General features: G+C 37.9%; 1 protein-coding gene. It reads left to right on the top strand.

Translation table 11 applies throughout. The features are described 5' to 3' along the window. Positions 1-266 precede the first annotated feature (266 nt). A partial coding sequence (locus QP439_RS08640; RefSeq protein WP_285389571.1) for an Ig-like domain-containing protein occupies positions 267-6,235 on the top strand: 5,969 nt, incomplete at its 3' end.

Raw genomic sequence — 6,235 nt, 5'->3', positions numbered from 1 at the left:
ATTCCACCATAAAAATCCGTTTTAGACTAATTTCCACTTTGGTCAGGCAAGTGGAAGTTACTTTGAGAAGTTACCTTATTTATTATAGTGTAAATTTAAAGCCTAACTACTTGCTTGTAAGGAGAGAATATGTTATCATTAAATCGTATATAGTATCCAAATTTCCGACATGCAAAATGTTATCATATTAAATATTTCATAATGCCGATTTTTTTTGTGCTAAGTACATGAAAATAAAGTAAAACATAAGGAGGTTGTGAGTCTCAATGAAAGGCAAACAACAAGATTTTAGAACGGAGAAGTACATTCGTTACGGTATTCGTAAATACAGCTTTGGAGCAGCATCAGTAGCGATTGCGGCTGGTTTGATGTTCCTAGGTAACGGTGCGGTATCAGCGACTGAAGTACAATCAGCTGAAACAACAACTATCTCAACACCTGCTCCTAGTCAAGATGATAAGGAGAAGGAAAAGGCTGAGCCTAAAGCTGAAACAGTAGAAACTGTAAAACCTGAAACTACAAAAGCTGCAGAAGTAAAACCTGAAGTCAAAGCAGAAGAGGCTAAGAAAGTAAACAAGGCTATCCTTGAAGCAAGTATTGCGACTTTAGAGTCTAAACTTTCAACTGCTAAATATGCAGATGCTACAGTAGTAAGCTCAGCTAAGGAAGTATTGGCAACAGCTAAAGCAACTCTAGCTAAATTAGATGCTAGCCAAGCTGATGTAGATGCACAAGCAGAGACTGTATCAGCTTTGAGCACAGTTGTAACTGAGTCAAATACTGCTGGTTTCGATAAGAAACAAGCGGCTGAAAAAGAAGCAGCTAAAGCAGAAGCTGAAAAGAAAGCAACTCCAGCTGAAACAGCTCTTTCAGTAGCGAAAACAGCTCTTACACAAGTATCGTCAGAAGCTGAAGTAACCAACAAATTGGCTGAGACTGAACTTGCTAAGGCTGATGTCAAAGAAGAAAACAAGGCGGCAGTTACAGCAACAGTCGCTAAAAACCAAGCTGTTCTTACTGAAACTAAGGCTCTTCTAGCTGATAAGAGTGTTACAAAAGAGCAAGTAGATGCTCAATTGGAACGCCTTAACGAGTCTATCCTTGCAGTTTACAATGAATTGAAAAATGCAGGAATTGGCCGTGATGGTAAGTTTGCTGTTAACCTAGACGAAACACAAACAACAGGTCTTAAAGATGGAACTACTGAAACAGGAAAAAAATGGTTAGCCGACCATGGATATAGTTCGTTAGACGACGTACGTGTTATTACTGATCCTAAAGAACAACAGGAGTATAATGATCAAATCCAATGGTTGGATTTCTCGGATTCAAAAGCATGGACAGGGCTAAAATCGAACGGTCAACTCCAAGTAGGGGCTAAATTTACAAAAGATATAATTCCTGGATATACAGTTACACTGACAGTTAAAGAGTTAAAACCATTTGAAACAACAGAAGTATATAAAAAACGGGTTGCAGGTACAGCTCATGAAGCTTCGTATGTTGAGAATAAAGAAAATAAATTTCGTAGTGCCACAGGTATTGGAGGTACTCCACAAACAAGATATACAGAAGTTGCAACTCGTGGTGGACTAAGTACTGGGAAAACTGCTAAAACGACAATTGGTGGTGTAAATGATAATGGTGGATCAGCTAATGGTACTGTGGCAGGAGTTCTGTTTACTGTTGAAGGTACATACTTTGGAAAACCTGTTAAACCTGGTATTGTTATGACATCAGGTGAAGAAGTTAGTTCTGCTAACCTTGAAGCTGAGATTTATACTACAAATGGTACACCTTGGGAGTTAGATGGTGTTTTTGGAAAAGCTGGGAATACAGTATACAAGCCATTACCAAATATGAATAGTGTGAATGGTATAAACACAGTAACTCAGTGGAATACTCCTGAATTTGTAGAAGCACTTAAAGCGAAAATGTTCGCAACACGAGATTCAGCTACAGCTGGTTTAGGGTCTCAGGTATTTGGAACGTATACAAATAAGGCACCTATGGGAATTCCGGTTGTATCTACATCGAATGCAACAGAAGTGGGATTTTATATTGTTACATCAGGAGCACAATCTACGATGGTTGGTATAAAAATGTCTGATATGGGTGATCTCCCTTCTTCTTATGGAGATGCGGTTCATTATCTAAGGACTGAGACAATTGATTGGAATACCAAACTTGTAAAACAAATTCAACAACCATATTTAGGAACTGTTAAAGCTGATTTTGAGGAATCTTCAGGAGAACGTGTCCGTGGAATTGGCTCTGATGATAACAAAGATAACGCAGATGAAGGTGTTAAACAGTTAATTGATCAAGCAGATGTTCATGACAATAAGGATACTGGAGAACCAGAAGTTAAATTAGTGAAGGCTCCAGATGATACATATGAAGTAAACATCACAGCTTCAGTTAATGGTAATGATCAATTTACAGAAACACCAGCACCTGCTTATGTTCGAGGATTTATCGATTTTAACCAAAATGGTAAATTCGATGAAGGTGAAGCTTCAGAAATTGTAGAGGTAACTGAAAATAATCAGAAAGTAAAACTTAAATTCAGTAATACTCAACTTATCGATACAACAAAAGAAGCGGTTAACTTCCGTGTTCGTATTACTAAAACTAGATCACAAGTGGAAAAACCAACAGGTATTGCTTATTCTGGGGAAGTAGAGGATAACCAAATCCAAGTAGCTCTTCCACCACGTGGGGATAAAGAAGAAACTACAGGTGTTCAAGGTGAAACGCAATCAATCGATTTCGAGTTTGTTAACAGGGCTGAAGGTGACGATGCGTCTAATGTTGGATCTGGAAATGGGAAAACAACATTCAACTCATATGGTAAATTATACTATTCAGAACAAAGAAATAATATTAGTTTAGAAACAACTAAAGTTAAACAATCTGAAGGGGTTATGATTGTTAAACCAGACGGTTCTCTTGCGAAAACGTATACTAAAGATGGTCAAGGTACGTATAATGTTACAGATAAAGGAGTAACATTCACGCCAGTGGCTAACTTCGTTGGTAAAGCAGATGGTGTTGCACTACGTGCAGTAGATGCGAATGGTCAAACAACTGGATGGAAAGCTTTAACAGAAAGAAATGGACTTGTAAACAATAATACAGGAATCCACTCTACTACAGAGTTAACAATGGATGCTGTTTATATTCCAAATGTAACACCAAAAACAATTACTGCAGATCCAAAAACTTCTATTGATATTCAAGGTAAAGAACAAACTGGAACTCCAGTATTTAAAGCTTTTGCGGGAACAACAAAAGAAGAGGCTATCACGCCAACAGCAACTCATCCTGCAAAATTAATTAATCCTACAGATAACTCACTTGTTGAATCAGTAACAGTGGAGAATGAAGGAACATACACAATCAATCCAACAACTGGTGTGGTAACATTCAGGCCACTTCCAACATTCAAAGGTAAAACAAAAGGAATTGGCGTATCGTTAACTGTACCGGTAGGAGCTGATAAAGCTGGAACTGAAGTAACAGCGACAGCAACAACAACTTATACTCCAGAAGTTGTTCCAGTAGTACCAACTGCTGAACCAGCAACATCTACTGATATTCAAGGAGCTGAACAATCAGCAGTTGTAGCATTTGCACCAGGAAAAGCAACAATTGGAGATACAGAAAAAACAGTAGAACTTAAACCAAATTCAGCTAAATTGTTAAATGCTGATGGAAGTGTACCGACAGAAGCGACAGTACCAGCTTATAAAGAGGACGGAGTTACTCAAGTAGGAACATACTCAGTTGATCCAGCTACTAATAAAGTAACATTTACACCAACTGATAAGGCTTATGTAGGTAAAGTATTACCAGCACATGTACAAGCAGAAGATGTAAATGGAACAACCGTTAAAACAACTTACACTCCAACAATCGTAGGAGTTAAGCCAACAGCAACACCTGGAGAATCAACAAACATTCAAGGTGAAGTACAATCAGGAACTGTGGCCTTTGCTCCAGGTAAAGCAACAATTTCAGGTACAGAAAAAATAGTAGCGCTTAAAGCGAATTCAGCTAAATTAGTAAATGCAGATGGAAGTGTACCAACAGAAGCAACAGTTCCAGCATATGCAGCTGATGGAGTTACTAAAGTAGGTACTTACTCAATCGACCCATCAAATAATACTGTAACATTTACACCAACTGATAAAACTTATAAAGGTACCGTATTACCAGCGAATGTTCAAGCAGAAGATGAAAATGGTACAACTGTGAAAACAACCTATACTCCACATATCGTAGGAGTAGTTCCAACAGCAGAACCAGCTACTTCAACAGATATCCAAGGGGTAGAACAATCAAAAGAAGTTACATTTACTCCAGGTAAAACAGAAATCAATGGAACAGAAAAAACAGTAGCAATCGATACAACTTCATTTAAATTATTAGATGAAAATGAAAATGCAGTAGATTCAGTTCCAGCGAAGAATCCAGCAGGTGATGTGATTGGCACGTATACACTTAAAGTCGTAGATGGCAAAGTGAATGCAGTATTTACACCAACAGATAAAACGTATGCTGGTGAAGTTGAGCCAGTAACGATCCAAGCAAAAGATACAAATGGAACAGTTGTAAAAACAACTTATACTCCATCTATTACACCAGTGGAACCATCAGGAACACCAACAACTTCTGAAGGAATTCAAGGTGCTAAACAAGAAGGAACTCCATCATTCACACCAGGTGATGAAAGAATTCCTATGAAGATTGATGCGGATCAGCCAGCTAAATTAGTAAATCCTGAAACTGGAAAACCAATAGATGATACAACAATTCCAGCAAAAGATAATGATGGAAATACAGTTGGTACCTACACAATTGAACCAACAACAGGTAAAGTAACATTTACACCAAATAAAGACTTCACAGGTACACCAGTAGCAGCAACTGTTCAAGCCAAAGATGCGAATGGAACACCAACAACTGCTACTTATGAACCAACAGTTAAACCAGTAACACCAACAGGTTCAGATACTGTAACAGAAGATGTTCAAGGTTCAATTCAAAAAGGTAAACCAACATTTGAAGGTGGCACAGTAACAGTAAATGGTGAAGATAAAACTGTAGAAATCAACGAAGATAAACCAGCTAAATTGGTAGATCCAAAAACAGGTGATCCAGTTGAATCAGTAACTATCGATGGTGAAGGAACATATACAGTAACTCCAGACGGCACAGTAACCTTTACACCAGAAAAGAACTTTACAGGTAAAGGAACAGGCGTTACAGTTCAACGTGAAGATAAGAATGCTACACCAGTGACAGCTAAATACACACCAGTTGTAAAACCAGCAACACCAACAAGTTCAGATGTCATCACAACTAATGTTCAAGGTGCAATTCAAGAAGGAACACCAACATTTACAGGTGGAAAAGTAACGATTAATGGTCAAGAAAAAACTGTTGCAATCGATGAAGCTGTAAAACCAAAATTCGATGATGGAACAACTGAAAAAGTAGTACCAAACGAAGGAACATACACAATCGATGAAAATGGAAAAGTAACATTCACTCCAGAAAAAACATTCACAGGACAAGCTGCAGGAGTAACAGTTAAGCGTGTTGACAAAAACGGAACACCAGTAACAGCTAAATACACACCAGTAGTAATCCCAGTGTCACCAACTTCTAAAGATGCTGAATCAGAAGGTCCAAAAGGACAATCTCAAGAAGGGACACCAACATTTACAGGTGGAAAAGTAACACTTAACGGGAAAGAAGTACCAGTAGCAATCGATGAAAATGTAAAACCAAAATTCTATGATGGAACAACTGAAAAAGTAGTACCAAACGAAGGAACATATACAATCGATGAAAATGGAAAAGTAACATTCACTCCAGAGCCAAACTTCGTAGGAAAAGCTACAGGAGTAACAGTTAAACGTGTTGATAAGAACGGAACACCAGTAACAGCTAAATATACTCCAACAGTTCGCCCAGATACTAGATTTGTAGTTATCGAAAAAGATGGCAAAGAAACAGATTTACTTCCATCTAAAGATGGAGCTAAACCTTCAGAACCAATTCCAGGATATAATGTTGTTAGAACTGAAATTGATGAAAAAGGAAATACAAAACACATCTACGAAAAAGTTAAGACATCATTCAAGGATAAAGAAGGAAATGAAATTCCTAAATATCCAAGTGAACCAGGAACAGTCGATAAGAAAGACATTCCAGAATACCGCTT

Source organism: Streptococcus sp. UMB1203 (assembly GCF_030217725.1).
Taxonomy (GTDB): Bacteria; Bacillota; Bacilli; order Lactobacillales; family Streptococcaceae; genus Streptococcus.
This window is presented reverse-complemented; position numbering and strand designations above follow the sequence as displayed.